This window comes from Blautia sp. AM47-4 (genome assembly GCF_003479865.1).
In the GTDB taxonomy this organism is placed as follows: Bacteria; Bacillota; Clostridia; order Lachnospirales; family Lachnospiraceae; genus Fusicatenibacter; species Fusicatenibacter saccharivorans.
In genome coordinates this window covers 15,399-31,766 of record NZ_QUHY01000005.1, presented here as the reverse complement: position 1 = coordinate 31,766, position 16,368 = coordinate 15,399, and the positions used below count along the sequence as shown (strand labels likewise).

The following is a 16,368-nucleotide window of genomic DNA, read 5'->3' as shown; positions in this document are numbered from 1 at the left end:
ATGTCCGGTTACTTTCCATTCGTCACTGTACAGTGACCTGCGGTTCGGTACCCCCCCCCGCCTGATTTTATACTTCTTATCGTCTTTTCCAGCACCTTCATCTCAACCGGTTTTGAAACATGTGCATTCATACCGGCTGCCAGAGAATGCTGAATGTCCTCTGAGAATGCATTGGCAGTCATGGCAATGATCGGTATCGTCTTTGCCAGTTCATGGGAACTTCTGCGGATTGCCCTCGTCGCCTCATAGCCATTCATAACAGGCATCTGCACATCCATCAGGATCATGTCATAATCACCTGGAGCAGACTGCTCAAATGCCTTCAAAATCTCTTCACCATTTTCACAGATGGTACATTCCGCACCTTCAATCTTTAACAGTTCCGTCAGGATCTCTGCGTTCAACTCATTATCCTCTGCACACAGGAATTTCATTCCCTGCAGGATATTACCATCCTGCTCATCTGTTTCTTCTTGTGCCGCCAGAGCAGCTGTTCTATCCTCTGCAATTTTCAGATCCAAGAGAACCTCAAAACAGCTTCCCTGTCCCAATTCACTCTCCACATCAATGGTACCTCCCATTGCCTCAACCAGATTCTTAGTAATCGCCATTCCAAGTCCGGTTCCCTGTATTTTATTTGTAAGGGAACTTTCCGCACGGGTAAACGCATCAAAAATTGTATCCTTGAAATCTGCCGACATTCCCATACCATTATCGCTAACTAAGAAACGGTACTTTGCATAGACAGATGACTTTGTCTCACATTCTTCTACAAAGAACTGAATTTTCCCACCTTCCTGGGTATACTTCACTGCATTGGAAAGCAGGTTGCTGAAAATCTGCATCAGGTGAACCTGATCCCCATTCACCCACTCATGCTGAATATTTTCTTTTATGATTGTAAGGGTCTGCTGCTTTTCATATATTTGAGTATGAAATATAGTGTTAAGTTCCTGTACAAGATCCAGAATAGAAAAGTCAGAATATTTGAAGACTGTTTTTCCTGCCTCAATCTTGCTCATATCCAGAACGTCATTGATAATTCCCAACAGATGCTGTGATGAAATATGTATTTTATCTGCATACTCTATAACTTTTGCTTTATTACCTGCATCATGTCTAATCAAAGATGTGATACCAATGATTGCATTCATAGGTGTGCGAATATCATGTGACATATTAGACAGGAAATCCGTTTTCGCCTTATTTGCATTTTCAGCTGTCTGTAAAGCCTCTGTTGCAACGTTCTTTGCCTTTTTCAGTTTTTTGATTGACTACTTCCATTTCCTTCATTGTTTGTAAATGAAGTTCATTATTTCTTTTTTCATATTCTGCTTTTTGATCTGCAAGACTAAGTCTGGAAATACTGTAGAATAATCCGGCAAAAAGTAAAAGTATAAAACCTGCCATGAGTATTGTTGTAAACAACACCGTTTTCTGGTAATCCATCAGCACATTGTCCACAACTCCCTTAGCCACAATGCACACCAAAATGGTGTTGTTGCTTTCTATCGGGCAATACCCCAGATAATAGGGGTTCTGTTTTCCCAAAAGTGCAACTCCGGATTCTCTGTTATCAAACTTCTTTTTGAACAAATCAGCCTCTTCTTCTGTAATAGCCTGTTCCCCTTTTAAATGTTTTAACAAAGAATAATTACGCAGGTATTTATCTCCACTCTGGTTCGTATACGTAATATTTCCGTCATGATCCAGCATGAACAAATATGCTTTTCCATGATAACCTTTCAATTTTAACATGGAATCCAGTTTCGAATGATCATACACAGTTCCAATTGCCGTATAAGTTTCTCCATTGATCGTGTATTTCTGACATGGAATCGCAACCAGATAACCGTCTTTTTTCTTCTGATCATAATCAAGACGCACCAGTTTTCCAATATTGTATCCGTTCTTTAAGTCCAGCAGAAGTTTACTTGGCATATCAATCCGCATTTTTGTTCCACCTGCTGATATTGCCTGACCATTTTCCTGAAGGAATATAAGAGTACTTTCCGATTCTTTTTCCCATGCTTCAAAGAAATTTTTGTTCGTATCCGTTTCAAGAGACAGTTCCCTCTCATGAAGTAAGAATTCCTCAACCAACTGCAGCTGGCTGTAGTATCCACTCACCTGAAGATCATAGGTCTGCTGTATCTGTTCAACAACAGCTCCCATACTGCTTTTTCCATTTTCGCTGATATACTTATTAGACTTACTTATAAGATACTTGATACAAACTAAGCTTAAAAGAATCATAAGTAGTATAAGCAACAGCCTTGTTATTTTTTTTCTTTTGTTTACCTTTTGTTCTATCTCCACTTTTACTGTTCAACCTCTATATAGTCTTCCGGTGCTGACGGCTGCTGTCCATTTGACATTGCTTCGGTCCATGCACTTGATAATGTTGTATCTTTAAGCTGCTCAATCTCACATTTCAGATTTGTTTTTTTCAAAACAGACATTGTGGTGTCTGTAAGAAGAATCGAGTATTCCTTTTCTTTGTCTATTTTCTTATCATTAACTGTTAAGTCCTTTAACGAAAATCCACTTTCCTCTTGATTGACGATCATTTTCATACCGGATGCAATTGGTAATTCGTATTTATTGGTTACGTAAAAATTCTCATCAGCATCAGTAAGATAATTTTCCACGAGTTCACAAACCTGTTTACCATTGATTTTTGCAACATATAATGGTGTATCTGAACTCTTCGCTGTCATCATGCCAACCCGGCTGCTGGTGCATTCTCCTTTGTACATAGAAGAAGTGAAATAATAATATGGTGCCAGAGCCAGCTGTGCATCATTTTCTTCTCTGATCGTAGTTAAAATGGAAGATGCTGCATCACGGCCATTTCTATCGTTCAGTGAAATGGAATATTCATTTTCAAAATTCACCGTTGCTTTTTCTTCTGGATCTTTACGATTCATTACACTGCGAAAAGTATCATAAGCCTGTATTTCATCCATTTCCCCTGACAGTAATCCGTGAACAGCCTCAAGACTTGCATCAAATGATTTTTGGGCGGAATATCGGATATAAACAGCATTATGATTAATTTCCTCTTCCAGTCCAGGCACATCCTGCATCATGGTTGGAACATCTGTATTCAATGAAATAACACCGCTTCCATCCGCAATCAGCTTTTGCCCCTCTTCTGAAATCATACAATCCAGCACATCCAGCGCAGTATCCAGTTTCTCCCGGTCTTTTTCCAGGTTTTTGTTAAATGCAATGTTTAAGGACGGAGTCATGTACACATAGGATTCATCCGATGTCTGTGAAAAGTAAGGAATACGGATCAGCTCCGCATCCATCTGTTTCTGCAGCTGCTGCATAACCGTCGGATGTCCATGAAACATTGCTGATTTTCCTTCGACAAACATCTGGGTTCCTGTATTGATATCAATATTGATATCTTCTTTACCAAAATGCGAGTCCTTAAGAAACTGACTGGTTTCTGAAAAAATACGTTTCCATAATACATCATCAAACTTTACTTCATCCGCTGCAGTCTCTGCACCGTTTCGCCATTCAATACCATCCAGGCTTGTAAACTCACCGATTGCTGCAGCCTGGATGATTTCATTATTAGACCAGTCTTCACCAAGATCCATGGAATACGGTTTTATGCCATTATCATAAAACTGCTGACATGCCTGTACATATTCCTCATAATTTTCTGGAATCTTTACGCCATACTGATCAAACAGTGTTTTGTTGGCAATGATCGTCTGCGGAATACCACAGATTGGCAGCCACTGGATTTCATCCTCCTCATTCTTATAATATTGCACCGCATAAGAATAATACTTGGAAACAACATCATAAGAAGCAAAATCCATAAGATAAGGCTGTAAGTCCTGTGCATCTGTTCCAGAAAATCGACGTACTGTTATAATATCCGGTAATTCATCATGTTCTTTAAAATAACTGTATAAATCGGTATCATTGTTACCTATAATAAATTCAATATCCTGATCTGGAAACTGTTCATGGATATAGGGTGCAATATTTTTCATCAAACGATTTTCCCACAGATAAACGGTAAGATGATCATCATTTATAGATACTTCTTTCTTTGACTGTCCACATCCAGACAAGACAGCAGATGCTACAAGTACACCTGACACCACTGCTATCAGACAACGTTTTGCCTTTTTCATACTTTTATTTTCCTCATTCTTTCCTGATAAAATCATTATTGTTACGTCTATGAAATAACACCGTAAAAAAGCACCGTCAGACAGACAGTGCACCTCATTTTATGCAACTGGCTGCCATTTTAAAGGCCCTGTAGCTTTGCGTCCCAGACTTTCATCTGGTTTGCCAATTTCCTTATTATAGCTTTAATCTTATGTAAAAAACTGATTTTATTATACTTTAGTGTTCTACTATACACAAGAAAAAAATTAACATTTTAACGTTCAAAAACAAAAAAAGAACAGCCGATACATATACTCGAACTGTTCTCTTACTTCCGAAGTCCACGCAGCATTGACATTACTGTTTCCTGCTCATTTGTACTCAGATCATTCCATATCCCTAGAACTTCTTTCTGTTTTTCTGTCAGATTCTCTGAATTATCTTCTTGAAAAAACTGCGATAATGTCACGCCCAAAGCTGCACATATTTTTTCAAGTGTGATCAGCGACGGCAGGTTTTCCTGCTCTGGTTCATATGGTACTTACAATTCCACGTTGTATGTGATAAACTATTATTGTCCATTTGGACTACCTTTACAATCCTTTTTACAACAAGTATACTTATTATATCGAAAAAATAATATGAAAATATCTGCAAAAATTATTAAAATATTGCCAAAACATAGAAAACAAATCACGGAGATAACAGAAACCGCACTTCCCATCAGACAGATCGCCCTGCAGACCGGCTTCAGCCAGCAGTCCTATTTTGGAAAATGTTTCCGTGAAAAAATGAACTGCTCCCCACGGGAATACCGCAAGAACAGAACCGAATGCCGCTTTGTATAAAATGGCATCCGGTTCTGTTCTTTTTATTTCGCTGCGGCACTTGCCCAAAACGCTCTGTTTCTTCCCGCAACCCATTTATTTTCTTTCACACAGTAGCTTCCTCTTAAACGAATATCTTCTGAAGAACTTCCGACCTCTACTGCATATCGTCCTTTTTCCACTTTCCAGTGCATATCAATGTCCAGAAAAGCCATTTGATCCGTTTTCACCTCAAAGCATACCGTTTTCTTTTCGCCCTTTCGCAGGTGAATGCGCTTAAAACCTGCCAGTTCTTTTACTGGTCTTGTCAGGCTGGCATATTCATCTCGTAAATAAAGCTGGACAACCTCATCTCCTTCACAGCTTCCCGTGTTCTCAACAGCGCAGGAGATCTGAACCGTATCTGCTGCCTTTTCATTTCCCATCGAGATATGTAAATCCGAATATGTAAATGTTGTATACGACAGTCCGTATCCAAAATAATATCTCGGTCTGTGCGGCATATTCACATAATTGGCAAAACCGATACTGCCGCTCTGATCCCAGGAGGAACCATATGGATGATTGTAATAAACCGGAAGCTGTCCCACTCCATAAGCAACGGTAACCGGAAGTTTTCCTCCCGGATTATATATTCCGGTTAAAATATCAACTACTGCTTCTGCTCCTGTTTCTGATGGACTCCATGCTTCCAGAATAGCATCTAAATATTCCTCTGCAGCATCACTGGAAATCGGTCTTCCATCAAAGTGAACGCCAACCAATGGTTTTCCAAGCTGCGCAGCCTTGCGAATAAATGCATCCTGACATTTTGGAAGGTTAATATCAGTACTGTCAATTCCTTCTCCCATTGATGCCATGGAACACGTTCCGTGCTTACCGCCAAGCGTCAGTATCACAATGTCTGCCTGCTTTGCTGCCTGCAGCGCTTCTTCAAAATGACTTTCGTCGTTTCCTGCAATCGGATAGCCATATGCATATAAATCTCACTTTCCGGAAAGCGGATTTGGAATTCTTCATACAGATTTCTGCATTGCGGTTTCTGTCTTTTCAGGATCTGATCAAACTGCTCTGTCTCATCAGACTGAATATTGGTTCCCGGAACCGTAATAATCTCATCTGCATCTGCCTGTACAACTCCGCTTACACCTGCAATAGAATTGGCAATCGCATAGGTAGACTCCATCATACACATATGTGTGTATCCACCAAACATTTTTCTGGCATACCCGGCATGCGGTCCGATCACCGCGATTTTTTTCCCTTTTGCCGCAATCGGCAATACGCCGTCATTTTTCAGCAGTACCATGGATTCTCTGGCCGACCGCAGGGAAGTGTCCTGTCTGCTTTCTGCATTACAAGAGCATGAAGCTCTTTTCCTTCCAGCGCATAGGGATTTTCAAATAAGCCCATTCTGAATTTTCCCTCCAGAACCCGCAAAACCGCTGTATCCAAAATATGGATATCCAGTTTTCCACTTGAAAACATCTCTTTTAATTTCTCATTATAGCCAGTACAGGACGGCATCTCGATATCCATTCCCGCATGAAGACACATCGCACCGGCTTCTTCAAATGTTTCTCCAATATGATGTACACTATGCGCATTTCCCACTGCACCGTAATCGCTGATGCACATGCCGTCAAATCCCATTTTTTCCCGAAGCAGTTTCGTAAGCATGTTATGAGAAGCAGATACATCTTCTCCATTCACAGAGCAATAACAAGGCATAATACCTTTCAGATCTGACTCTGTGATTGCTGCCTGGAAAGGTTTTGCAAACACTTCTTCTAAAAGTCGCGTCGGCGTTTCGCTGTGTGTTCCATGAATTCCACCCTGCGAATTATGAAAAGCCACAAAATGTTTTGCCACACTTTCTGCTTTTCTTGAAGCAACTGTATTCTTTTGTATTCCTTTCGTATACGCTGCCCCCATCGCACTTACAAGGGAAGCATCTTCTCCATAACTTTCTCCAAAACGGCCCATACGCGGATCTCTTGCCACATCCAGAACCGGTGCCAGTATATGGGTAATACCACAGGCCGTTTCCTGTCTGCTCACAATTTCTGCAATCTGTTCTTCCAGCTTGGGATCAAAGCTTGCTCCCCTGCCAATCCCAGACGGAAAACTGGTGGAGTCCTGAATGAAGGCCCCGCACAATCCTTCCATATGAAAGATTGCCGGTATTTGATGGGCACTGTTTTCCATCACAATCTTCTGCACTTTTCTCTGCCATGCAGCCACTTCATCAAGTGTCTCCATCCTGCGCATTTCCAGCGTGCTTACTTCTCCCATTCCGTATTTTGTCTCCTGCTGAATTTTTTCAAAGTTATAGGCATCCTGATCAAAAGGAAAAACACAGTTAATCTGTGCCATCTTTTCGTCAAGGCTCATTTCTTTGAGCAGAAGAGAGGCTCTTTCTTTGGCACCCAGTGTATGATCCCTATATGATTTCATTTAAATACGCTCCCCTTTCTCAAATAACTTCAGAACATGTAACAATCTTGCAACACTCCTTTCCAGATCTTTTCTGGTAATCCGTCTCTCCTGATAGGCCTGCAAAATCTGCCGGATCACCGGCGGGCCACCCGGCATCACGATATCATTTCCCGCTGCCACAGCATCGCCGCCATCTGCGACAATATCCATATCGCCCCAGTCAGTAACGACAACACCATCAAAGTTCCATTCTTCCCGTAAAATATGCGTACACAAATCTCGATTTCCAGCTGCAAGAACCCCATTAATTTTATTAAACGATGTCATAATAAAAGATACTCCGGCATCTCGAACCAACATTTCAAAAGGTTTCAGATAAAGTTCCCGCAATGCACGTTCCGTAAGGATGGAATCTACCGCATCGTACCGCTTCTTCGCACTTCCTCTTCGATACGTTTCCTGTTCATTCACGGCAAAATGTTTGGGGCAGACGCGGACAGGATGATTTTCCTGAACGCCCTTTGTAATCTGGACCGCACAGATTCCGGTCAGATAAGGATCCTCCGAAAAATATTCAAAATTTCGCCCGCAAAGCGGATTCCGGTGCAGATTGACTGCTGGTGCCAGCCATACGTCAACCGCTTTCTTTTCGCACTCTGCGCCAACCGCATTTCCAAACGCTTCCCACAGTTCTTTATTGAATGCGCAGGAAATCAGCATAGCCGTTGGCCAGGCCCCCGTTCCCACACCTGCCGGTCCATCTTTATAAAAAATGGAATGAATACCTTTTTCTGGCATAGCGGGGAGACATATCCTTTTGCTCCGACTGGATGATCGTTTTTGGTCAGTGGATTTCCCTGACCATCCAATATGGTTTCCGGCTGTTCCTGTTTGCTGAACGCTGCAAATGGAATTCCAGGTCCATACCCCACACACAATGCAGCCAGCTGTTCGATACTGAAATTTTTTACTTGTTCCATTTCATCCCGTAAAAGATCATATCTTTCCTGCTCTTTTAAACCATCGGTCTCTTCTTTTTTCTTTTCATGCATTCGGACCTTTTTTCGTCCTTCTCTTGCAGATAGTACCTGCAAATGCTCTACATTGCAGTTTTGTACGCAAAGACGATTCACACATTTTTTAATTACGTAATCTTCTCTTATCTGGATTTCTCCTGCAAAAATTGTCTCACGGGATGAATTTCCGATAAAAAACTGATATTTTCCCTTTTCCAGGATATATGATGCAGATGTCTCAACATATCCTGCCAGATCCTGCATGGATATTCGAATCGAAATATTCTGCTTCTCCCCCGGAGCAAGAAGTCTCGTTTTTGCAAAGCCTTTTAATTCTTTTTCCGGTTTTTCCGACTCTGTACCAGAACAGGACAAATAAAGCTGTATCGTTTCTTTTCCTGCATAATTTCCGGAATTTGTTACCTCCGTAATAAATTCCAGCTCTTCTTTTTCCTGTTTCATCTCTTTCGGAAGAATCGTAAACGATGTGTAAGACATTCCATATCCAAAGGGGTACAATACCTGTTTCCGAAAGGTATCAAAATAGCGATACCCCAGATAAATGTCTTCCTGATACACTGTTACCGGGCTTTTCGTATATCCTGTACTTCCATTTGCCTTTGCATCCAGTCCATAATTTTCGTAAGTTAAAATTTCATCTTCCTGTTCTTTATTCCAAGTGAAATTTTCTGCTGTCGGGTAGTCTTTGAAAGACTCTGCCATGGAAAAACTTAATTTGCCAGATGGATTCACAGCCCCCGTCAGAATATCAGCTAATGCTCCGCAGCCTTCTTCGCCCGGAATTCCCAGAAACACCACGGCCTTGATTGCGGAATAGGCGTTCACCCACTGCATATCGATCATTCCATTAATATTCAGTACAACGATCACATGTGGAAAAACACAGCACACCTGTTCCAGCAGTTCTTTTTCGGATTCGGTAAGTTCATAATCACCTTCGATGTGTCTGTCACATTCTTCCCCACCGGAATTCCTTCCCAGCACAAAAACAGCGGTATCGGTAAACTCCCTGGCTTTCTGCATCAGCTGCTCCGGAATGTGATACTCTGTCCACATCGGCTGATATTTTCCAAAGATCTCATACATAAAACCACAGTTCATATTTTCTACATTTGTGATATCAATACCGTCAATCACAAACTTTTCCGATTCGTTTTTTTGATGGCTGGTGTAAAATTGTTTTAACCCTGCTTCTGCACAGATTCCTCTTTTTTCACATTCACATAAGAGATTCTTGTTTGCAAGGGATTTGGATGCTCCCGAACCGTTTCCCGAAAAAATGGTTTCTATCTGTGCCCGTCCCAAAAAAGCCACCTTTTTTTCTTTTAATGGCAAGATCTGCTCTTCATTTTTCAAAAGAACAATTGATTCTTCCACAAGTTCCTGAAAAATACTTTTTTTCATCTCTTTTCCTTTCTTTCTGCTGATGTCTTCCTAAACAAGCCTCTTTTGTCTATTTACGCAATATAACATGGACTTCATGCATTTTTCCATCCTTGAAATCAGGCAGCACAAACCCATCTGCTTTGTCGGACATATCGCAAACTGCTCCATCTGTCTTAATTTCAAGCACTCCTTTTTCCAGATGATCTGGATTTTCGATGATTACATGATAATCAGCACCTCGAAAATGTCTGGTCACTTCTGCCTTTTCCCATTCTTTCGGCAGACACGGATCGATCCGCAGTCCATCGTAATCCCGTTTGATTCCGAGGATTCCTTCGTACAATCCCATCATGCACCACGCAGAAGTTCCCGTTGTCCAGGACTGGTAGGATCTTCCATAATATCCGGGATTAGTAGAATAACAGTTTGTAAAAACATATGGTTCTGCTCCGGATTGCATGGATGGATTTTTATCACTGTCCGGCATAATTTTTTCAGTGTTTCGAATGCTTTGCTTCCTCTCCCCACCTTGCAGTCCATCAGAATTTTAAACCCTGTAGCATGACAGTATACGCCACCATTTTCAAACAATCCTGGCAGCATGCCGGACATTCTCCCTACATTGGGCGAATACTTCTGATACGGCGGAAGATTTAACGGAAATCCAAAATCATGCTCCATGGAATCCACTGCTTTTAATATCTTTGGTAATTTCTCTGCATCTGCAACATCTCCTAAAACAGCCCATGTCTGCGCGTTCAGATAAATTTTGCTTCCTTCGCTGTTTTTGGAACCAATATTCTCCACATCACTTAACGCCCGCATGTACCACGCTCCATCCCATGCATATGCATTAATGCTGTTTCGTAAGATACGATATTCCTCTGCTATTTTTCCGGCATATACCTGATCGCCTTTTTTCTTCAGTAATGCTTCTAATTCCTTCAGTGCTAGGCAGACTGATGGGAAAGCATTACGGATTCCGCATATTCATCCGTTGTAACATTGAGTGCATCATTCCAGTCTGCAAAATAAATCCGCACCAGTCCATGCTTTCCTTTATCCTGCAGCAATCGATTCACAGCCGCTTTCACATGATCCAGAACAGCCGCCTTCCCTCCATCCTGCCATTCAATCTCCAGATCCAGGATAGAAAAGTCTCCCGTTTCTTTTATCAGCTGGCAGACAGCCCATATGATCCAGAACGGCTGATCGGAATACCGGGTATCATCATAAGGATACCACGTAAGAACTCCATGACCATCCCGAAACTGATGGCGAAGACATTCCAGAATCTCTTTTTTTGCTGTTTCCTGCCGATAGTTTAACAGGCCAACTGCAATCTGAAGATTATCGCGGACTCCTTTTTTCCCGACAATGCAAAAATCTACCTGTTTTTTCACCCAGTTATTCATCATGTGATTGATTTTTTCATCCGGCGTTTCCACGGTCAGCGAACGATATTTTTCCAGATAATGCGTTTCTGCTTTTTCAAGTTCCTTTTCCACAACTGCAGAATTGGAAAACTTTTCCGATACCGCCCTTGCCTCTTCAAGTGATTCACTGATTCCAAATACAAACTGTAATTCTTTTTCTTCTCCTGGCTGTAGCACAATTTTATGCTGCAGCACACCGCCCAGAATAAAAAGGGCCGCTTTGGAATTTGTACAGTCTTTTCCCTTTACGACAATGTCCGGTCTCTGGAAGAGCGCGCTTGCTGATGCATCCAGCCTTGTTATGGTACTGGTTGTCCCGCAAAATGCTTCCAGATTTCCATCATATGCGTATGCCGGCTCTGATGCTGCCAGAAATGCGTTGTATCTTTTGTGCGGTGCGAAAGGATGTGCGGATCTGCAATATACACCCTTTAACTTTTCATCATAATCTGTTTCTATACAACGATACATTTCATAATATCGCGGATAAGAAAAGCCCTCCAGATAAAAGCTGACTGCTGAAAATATGCTGAGATGGCGCTGTCTTTCCCCTGTATTTTTTATTTTCAAAGTCCACACTTCCTGGTATCCTTCTTCCGGTACAAACAGCTGCCAGGAACTTGCAATATTCTGATAAGAAGACTGGATTCTGGAAGATCCAATGCTGTGTACGCACTGATAATTTTCTACTTCCGTATTTAATGGACCTTCGCCAATATTCCAGCATTCTTTGCTTTTCTCGTCTCTTAGATAGATATATCTTGCATCGTCCTGATTCATCATACACATATCTGCTTTTTCACTGAGGTAATAGCTGCGCCCATGTCCTGTCTGGGAAATCTGCGCACAGTAATGATTTTCATTCCACAGATAATTATACCAGTATCTTGGTGTTCTGGTTTCTGTTATAATGCAGGAATTTCCATCTTCTGAAAATGTATAAGGTTTCTTTTTTTCATTGCATAATGTATCGCTCATTTTCAATTCTCCTTACTTTTAACCTACAGAGCCTGCCACTGGCAGTTTCTGTAAATTGAATGACAACTGCAAAGTCGGTACAGTCTTTCCTGTACCGACCTTGTAGTTTCTCCGTTTATTTTTTCTCTTTTCTCGCAAGTACTTCTTCCCGCATCTTTGGTAATTTTTCTTCCAGATCAAATCTGGTAAAAATCAGGAACATAGCCAGGTTTACAACCAGCGGAAGATAGTTGGAAAATCCATAAATCGAATATCGCATGGAAGCAGTTGCACTTTCCAGCGATGCCTGATATCCGCCAATGGCAAGAAATGCGGATAAGATAACAGATCCAAGGCCGCTTCCCACTTTACTTCCAAATCCTATGGCTCCGCCCGACATTGCAACTAATTTCTTTCCATATTTCCATTCGTTATAATCTACCGTCATTGCTGTTAATACGCCGTACAGACACATCAGTGGAATCTGGATAAAGCTCGCCACAAGGCTGGTTGCTGCATAAACCATAAAGTTTTCCGGAATAAAGCAGCGGATCAGGGATGGAATGGCAGCTCCCATTAACCCAAGCTGAATTGTTTTTGTAACACCCAGCTTCGAAATGATCGGCTTGGAAACCACAAATCCGATTACCGTTGCCAGCATACCTGCCGCTCCTATGACTGCAACAAGATTATCGTTGCCAAAAATCCATTTTGCATAGTATGTACCCGAGGCTGCTGCCACTGCAGCGGTAATATTGGTAATCAAATTGAACAGAAGGACGATCACCCAGTATTTATTCTGCAATAACATTTTTATAGCATCTTTAAATGGAACTGCTTCCTCTTCTTCTGTTTCTGCCGGTGCTGTTTCTGATGCGTTTTCCGATTCGCTTTCATAATCCGAAGCAAATTTTGCTTTTCTTCCATTGTTGTAGCAGATCAGGAAAAGTAATAAAACGCCAAGTGCAAGCGCAACACCATATTTGATCCATGCACTCTGTGTGCCACCCAGCATATTGGTTACCGGAATTGTGATAATAGCAATGATTGTTCCGGCACCGTAGTTTCCGACTGCACGGAACAGCCCCATATTGCTTCGCTCACTCTGGCTGTGGGTACGCACAATCATAACCGCTGAAAACGGTGTGGCAATCATAGTATAAATAACTGCTGTTAAAAGAAGATTGGTAACCAGTACATAAATCAATGCCGCTGTCTGTCCTGCCTGAATCGGGACCGTAAACATCATAATGATGATGACTGCTGCAGGAATCGCCATTTTCAGCATCCAGGAGTAATATTTCTTATTCCCACCTTTGGAGTGGTCAATCATATTTCCCACCAGAACGTCCGTCAGTGCATCTATAATCTTAGCGATCATCATCGCAATTCCGACTCCGCCTACCGCCATGCCGACTTTATCTGTATAAAAGTAAGTAAGCTGGCCAACCAGATTGGCCATCACGCCTAATGCTAACTGACCTCCCATATCAGCCATATAATCTGTTTTTCTCATAACTCTTCTTGCCCCGTCTGCATCATAGAGGACTTTTTGTTTCTTTTTTCCCATATCTTTTTCTCCCATCGTTTTTTACAGCCGCTGTTTTATACTTGTATTCTATCAAGTATTTTGTTTCTTTTATTACATATAGCAATTTAATATTATATATTTGGGCATTCTTTTTTTATTTTTAAATTATATTGAACACTTGGAAGATTGCCTGACAAAAGAAAACATACTCCTTTTTCTGTCTCTTTTCCTTCTATTCTTCCAATTTCATTTCCCGTCGGATCTAATGCTGTAAGAACGGCCTCCTTAGCTTTTACGTAGATTCTTCCTTCCAGCGTTTCGGCATATAATTTTCCCTGAAAGTGTACTGCTGTAAACGGAAAGCCCATCATCTGTGCACCTTCCTGATACGTTGTCTTGTCCATTCCCGTTGTTCCCATCGCAGTGATCACAAATTCCTCTGCCTGCTCCAGTTTTTCCTTTCCCACTGGAAGAAGTGCCAGCGTAATCCGCTCATTTTCTGACTGGATCTCAATTTTTTCAGACAGCCGCAGACTTTCTGCTGGGCTTCCACTGAAATATCCGCAATACGGTGTATGAATTGCGAACCGGGCATGTGCCGGATCAAACACCAGCTCTTTTGTATCAGAAATCAGTTTTCCATCTACCAGACCACATTCCTCCGAAAGTATCTTCCATTCTTTCATTGCCCGGTCAAGAATTGCAGCAAATTCACGATAATCTCCTGTGCCTGCGATTTTCTGAATTTCATCAAAGACAAGTGCCTGTGCTCCCAGATACACGCCTTCTCGTATCTCTTCTGCATTCTTTGCTGCCTGTTTCAGCCTGTTGTGGTCTTTATATTTCCGCCATGCGTCACGATACGGTGACCATGCATAATACACACCGTGTTCTGCCCCCGAGAGATCTGCCCCATTCAAAAATCCTGCGTTCACTGCAACAGCCGCGTCTCCCTGATAGGTATCCCCTCCGTCCAGGAATACATTTCGCATACATGTGATGTAAGGTAAAAAAGTAGTTGGCATTGCGTGCATTTTCGGCAGTGTTTTCAAATCGTTCTGTGTATATACGACATCTACACGGCTTTTAGCCGCCGATACCAGCCCTTTGAGAAATACAGATGCCATAAATCCCCACTGACAGATAACCGCCGGATCATTATATACATCAAAAACACTCCAGATTTCATCGTCCGGCTGATCGTCCGCCTTTTCCGACGTATGATAATTGTATAAAATCAGTCCGTCCCAGTCGTTCAAGCATGCATAGGCAACCGTGTGCACATATGCTGTCGAATGGAAAGGATGTTCCCCATATTCGTTCCACTCACTGAGCATGAAAGGCTTTCCTTTTACAATGGCAACGGAAGCAAGATTTAAAAGTGTTGTTGCCATAGAACCAACTCCTGTCTGCATGGTCAGCGGGTTCGTTGACACATATTCGGCCGGCCCTGCAACCAGATAGGTATTTGCCTCCTGGATCGGAAGCAGCGGGTGATTAAAATAGCTGTTATTTTCCATAAAATCCCCGTCGGTATGGCCATATACATCCGCTGCACCGGCAACCAGATTGCTTGTCACGATCGGAACTTTTACTCCAAGGGAATGAAGATAATCTTTCATATCCTGATAAAAATTACGATTCATCGTAATGCCAAATTCCATAAAATCAGCATAGCGGGCCGGACTTTCATTTTCTTCCCATTTTCCCAAAGGGTCGCATTCCGGCTGATAGAAATTACCTGCGGTTCCCTGCACAGTTCCTTTCTCAGGATCTTCTTCCTCGCCAAGCGCACATTTTCCTTCAAATGTCCATGCTTCTTTCAGACGCTCTCTTGTTCCATATTTCATCAAGAGGAAGCTGTTAAAACGATTTTGTACCTCATCCCGATATGGCTGCATCTCTTCCCGCTGATCCGTTTCCATCGTTCCTTTAATCGCAGAATCTTCATTATTGATCTGAACCGTGATCACCGCCGGATCGTCAATCAGCGCAAGACCTGTATAAGGATTCACATGACAGAGAATCTTTCTGGCATATTCTTTTTGCAGCTCTATCATCCGTTTATTGTACATGGGAAAACGTTTGATGCAGCTTCCCGCATTTCCTGGGTAGTCCAGTCCATCTCCTTCTACAAAATCTCTTGCAACGATAAGATCAATGTGAAGGTAAATACCCCGCTCTTTCAATTTTGCGACAAAATAGTCAAATCGATCCAGACCTTCCGGATGAAATTCTCTCCCGTTTCCTTTTTCATAATCTAAAAGTGGAGCTTCTTTACAGCTGGACCAGCTGCGTGGTTCTTCGCTGATTGGGGCATCTGCTGCATGGAGCCGAATCACATTCACGCCCAGGCTCGCAAAACGTTCCGCCAGTTTCTCTGCGGTTTCATGATCCGGGGTATTTGATCTTGCAGCCACATTAAACCCAAGAAATTTTGCCCTTACACCATCTTCAAAATAAAAATGGCCATTCCTTGTCGTTACAAATCCATGTTTTCCAGCTGGTGCATCCAAAAGATAAGAATAATCGAGAACACCTTTATTTGGATTCGTTTTATTAATTTTAATCGGTTGTCTCATACGTATGATCCGCCTTTCCTTTTTTCT

General features: G+C 41.9%; 13 protein-coding genes, 1 pseudogene and 1 riboswitch. Of the genes and pseudogenes, 1 reads left to right on the top strand and 13 read right to left on the bottom strand.

Features of this window, described 5'->3' with window-relative positions:
* Positions 1-8: 8 nt before the first annotated feature.
* From DW965_RS19735 to DW965_RS04610, 3 genes are all read right to left on the bottom strand, one after another.
* The gene (locus tag DW965_RS19735; protein ID WP_243036415.1) at positions 9-1,154 is read right to left on the bottom strand and encodes an ATP-binding response regulator; all 1,146 of its coding nucleotides are present in this window, start codon (positions 1,152-1,154) and stop codon (positions 9-11) included.
* 61 nt (positions 1,155-1,215) lie between these two features.
* Positions 1,216-2,319 (bottom strand): hypothetical protein, encoded by a 1,104-nt coding sequence (locus DW965_RS19730; RefSeq protein ID WP_243036414.1) that lies wholly within the window; start codon positions 2,317-2,319, stop codon positions 1,216-1,218.
* A gap of 2 nt (positions 2,320-2,321) precedes the next feature.
* Entirely contained in the window at positions 2,322-4,166 is a 1,845-nt protein-coding gene (locus tag DW965_RS04610) for an ABC transporter substrate-binding protein (RefSeq protein WP_119198091.1), read from the bottom strand.
* 99 nt (positions 4,167-4,265) lie between these two features.
* Positions 4,266-4,341: riboswitch (cyclic di-GMP riboswitch) on the bottom strand.
* 446 nt (positions 4,342-4,787) lie between these two features.
* Between DW965_RS04610 and DW965_RS22465 the strand changes: the two genes are divergently transcribed.
* Positions 4,788-4,994, top strand: coding sequence for a helix-turn-helix domain-containing protein (locus tag DW965_RS22465; protein WP_119198090.1), 207 nt, complete (start codon positions 4,788-4,790; stop codon positions 4,992-4,994).
* A 23-nt stretch (positions 4,995-5,017) separates the two neighbouring features.
* On the opposite strand, the gene DW965_RS19725 is transcribed toward DW965_RS22465, so the two are convergent.
* From DW965_RS19725 to DW965_RS04575, 10 genes and pseudogenes are all read right to left on the bottom strand, one after another.
* Positions 5,018-5,872 carry a glycoside hydrolase family 3 C-terminal domain-containing protein gene (locus DW965_RS19725; protein WP_243036412.1) on the bottom strand — a complete coding sequence of 285 codons (855 nt, stop codon included), beginning with the start codon at positions 5,870-5,872 and terminating at the stop codon, positions 5,018-5,020.
* Positions 5,869-6,282: a glycoside hydrolase family 3 C-terminal domain-containing protein gene (locus tag DW965_RS19720; RefSeq protein ID WP_243036410.1), complete on the bottom strand. Its 414-nt coding sequence runs from the start codon at positions 6,280-6,282 to the stop codon at positions 5,869-5,871. The genes DW965_RS19725 and DW965_RS19720 overlap by 4 nt, the downstream gene beginning before the upstream one ends.
* Entirely contained in the window at positions 6,270-7,430 is a 1,161-nt protein-coding gene (locus tag DW965_RS19715) for a glycoside hydrolase family 3 protein (protein WP_243036408.1), read from the bottom strand. Before DW965_RS19715 ends, DW965_RS19720 begins: the two co-directional genes overlap by 13 nt.
* Complete coding sequence (locus DW965_RS19710; protein WP_243036400.1) at positions 7,431-8,132, bottom strand: glycoside hydrolase family 3 protein; 702 nt, start codon at positions 8,130-8,132, stop codon at positions 7,431-7,433.
* Complete coding sequence (locus DW965_RS04590) at positions 8,126-9,853, bottom strand: glycoside hydrolase family 3 C-terminal domain-containing protein (protein ID WP_243036398.1); 1,728 nt, start codon at positions 9,851-9,853, stop codon at positions 8,126-8,128. Before DW965_RS04590 ends, DW965_RS19710 begins: the two co-directional genes overlap by 7 nt.
* Positions 9,854-9,902: 49 nt before the next feature.
* Positions 9,903-10,187, bottom strand: coding sequence for a glycosyl hydrolase family 65 protein (locus DW965_RS19705; RefSeq protein ID WP_243036396.1), 285 nt, complete (start codon positions 10,185-10,187; stop codon positions 9,903-9,905).
* A gap of 30 nt (positions 10,188-10,217) precedes the next feature.
* Positions 10,218-10,762, bottom strand: a pseudogene (locus DW965_RS19700) (GH36-type glycosyl hydrolase domain-containing protein); the annotation flags it as partial.
* A 23-nt stretch (positions 10,763-10,785) separates the two neighbouring features.
* The gene (locus DW965_RS19695; protein WP_243036394.1) at positions 10,786-12,249 is read right to left on the bottom strand and encodes a GH36-type glycosyl hydrolase domain-containing protein; all 1,464 of its coding nucleotides are present in this window, start codon (positions 12,247-12,249) and stop codon (positions 10,786-10,788) included.
* A 115-nt stretch (positions 12,250-12,364) separates the two neighbouring features.
* The gene (locus tag DW965_RS04580) at positions 12,365-13,798 is read right to left on the bottom strand and encodes an MFS transporter (protein WP_243036392.1); all 1,434 of its coding nucleotides are present in this window, start codon (positions 13,796-13,798) and stop codon (positions 12,365-12,367) included.
* A gap of 92 nt (positions 13,799-13,890) precedes the next feature.
* A complete protein-coding gene (locus DW965_RS04575; protein ID WP_119198089.1) occupies positions 13,891-16,341 on the bottom strand; it encodes a beta-galactosidase in 2,451 nt (816 codons plus the stop codon).
* Positions 16,342-16,368: the final 27 nt, after the last annotated feature.

Excerpts from the sequence above, each read along its gene's own strand:
- DW965_RS19735 (WP_243036415.1), bottom strand. The coding sequence starts at position 1,154 with ATGAATGCAATCATTGGTATCACATCTTTGATTAGACATGATGCAGGT.
- DW965_RS04610 (WP_119198091.1), bottom strand. The coding sequence starts at position 4,166 with ATGAAAAAGGCAAAACGTTGTCTGATAGCAGTGGTGTCAGGTGTACTT.
- DW965_RS22465 (WP_119198090.1), top strand. The coding sequence starts at position 4,788 with ATGAAAATATCTGCAAAAATTATTAAAATATTGCCAAAACATAGAAAA.
- DW965_RS19720 (WP_243036410.1), bottom strand. The coding sequence starts at position 6,282 with ATGGTACTGCTGAAAAATGACGGCGTATTGCCGATTGCGGCAAAAGGG.
- DW965_RS19715 (WP_243036408.1), bottom strand. The coding sequence starts at position 7,430 with ATGAAATCATATAGGGATCATACACTGGGTGCCAAAGAAAGAGCCTCT.
- DW965_RS19710 (WP_243036400.1), bottom strand. The coding sequence starts at position 8,132 with ATGCTGATTTCCTGCGCATTCAATAAAGAACTGTGGGAAGCGTTTGGA.
- DW965_RS04590 (WP_243036398.1), bottom strand. The coding sequence starts at position 9,853 with ATGAAAAAAAGTATTTTTCAGGAACTTGTGGAAGAATCAATTGTTCTT.
- DW965_RS19705 (WP_243036396.1), bottom strand. The coding sequence starts at position 10,187 with ATGATGGGATTGTACGAAGGAATCCTCGGAATCAAACGGGATTACGAT.
- DW965_RS19695 (WP_243036394.1), bottom strand. The coding sequence starts at position 12,249 with ATGAGCGATACATTATGCAATGAAAAAAAGAAACCTTATACATTTTCA.
- DW965_RS04580 (WP_243036392.1), bottom strand. The coding sequence starts at position 13,798 with ATGGGAAAAAAGAAACAAAAAGTCCTCTATGATGCAGACGGGGCAAGA.
- DW965_RS04575 (WP_119198089.1), bottom strand. The coding sequence starts at position 16,341 with ATGAGACAACCGATTAAAATTAATAAAACGAATCCAAATAAAGGTGTT.